Here is a 943-nt window from a genome sequence, read left to right as displayed (position 1 = left end):
TCGGACGGACGCTTCGCGCCGGGCGCCGGGCGAAGCGGCTCGCTGACGAATTCAGGCGCGGCGCGTTCCTCGCGCGCGGCTGCCTGAGGCAGCCTCTCATCGGCCCTCGCCGTCGGCGAGCCAGCCAGGATGGGTCGATCGTCGAGCGCCTCCGGGCGCGCCGCCACGGGGGCGCCGGCCTGCACCTCGCCCTCGCCTGCCACGGCCGGCGCCGTCCCCTGCCCGCGCCGCACCCAGCGCGGCCCGAGCCCCATCTCGTCGAGCGCCGAGTCAAGCCAGCTCATGCGTGCCTCCCTGAATATCGAGCGACAGCCGCATCACGATCGCGTCCTCGCGCGTGCGGTGCTTCGCCGGGTAATAGTTCTTGCGGCGCCCGACCACCTCGAAGCCGAAGCGTTCGTAGAGCCGGATCGCACGCGGATTGGACGGTCGCACCTCGAGCAGCATGCCGTCGAGCCGCTCGGCGCGCGCGATGCGCGTCGCCTCGCGCAGCAGCGCGAGCCCGCAGCCGGCATGCTGCGCGGCGGGCGCCACGCACAGATTGAGCAGGTGCATCTCGTCGACCACCGGCATCAGCACGCAATAGCCGACCAGGGTGCCCGTCACGTGCCGCATGCAGACGCCGAAATAGCCGTTGCGCAGCGAATCCTCGAAGTTGCCGCGCGACCACGGGAATTCATAGGCGGCCTTCTCGATCTCGACCACCTCGTCGAGGTCGGCATCCGTCATCGGCGCCAGATAACGGTCGGTCATCAGCACGCCGCTCATCGGCCGCCCTCCCGGGCGGCACGCTCGGCGAGCCGCTCGGCGGTGGTCTGCGCGACCTTGTTGCGCACGTATTCGGGCGCGGCCTGGTCGGCCGGCACCACGCAGCCGGCGCGAAACGCGCGCAGCGCGAGCTGCGCGACCGGCACCGCGTGCGGCAGCGCCGCGCCATCGACCT

At 72.3% G+C, this 943-nt stretch carries 1 protein-coding gene and 2 pseudogenes; all 3 read right to left on the bottom strand.

Annotation, left to right across the window (positions count from 1 at the left end; genetic code table 11):
* A pseudogene (locus tag F3J18_RS37595) lies at window positions 1-284 on the bottom strand (uracil-DNA glycosylase); the annotation flags it as partial.
* A complete protein-coding gene (gene rimI, locus F3J18_RS37590; protein ID WP_013698539.1) occupies window positions 271-768 on the bottom strand; it encodes a ribosomal protein S18-alanine N-acetyltransferase in 498 nt (165 codons plus the stop codon). The gene rimI and the pseudogene F3J18_RS37595, both read right to left, overlap by 14 nt.
* Window positions 765-943: pseudogene (locus F3J18_RS38480) on the bottom strand (tRNA (adenosine(37)-N6)-threonylcarbamoyltransferase complex dimerization subunit type 1 TsaB); the annotation flags it as partial. The pseudogene F3J18_RS38480 and the gene rimI, both read right to left, overlap by 4 nt.

The organism is Burkholderia sp. Ax-1720, from assembly GCF_011753035.1.
Taxonomy (GTDB): Bacteria; Pseudomonadota; Gammaproteobacteria; order Burkholderiales; family Burkholderiaceae; genus Burkholderia; species Burkholderia gladioli.
This window is presented reverse-complemented; position numbering and strand designations above follow the sequence as displayed.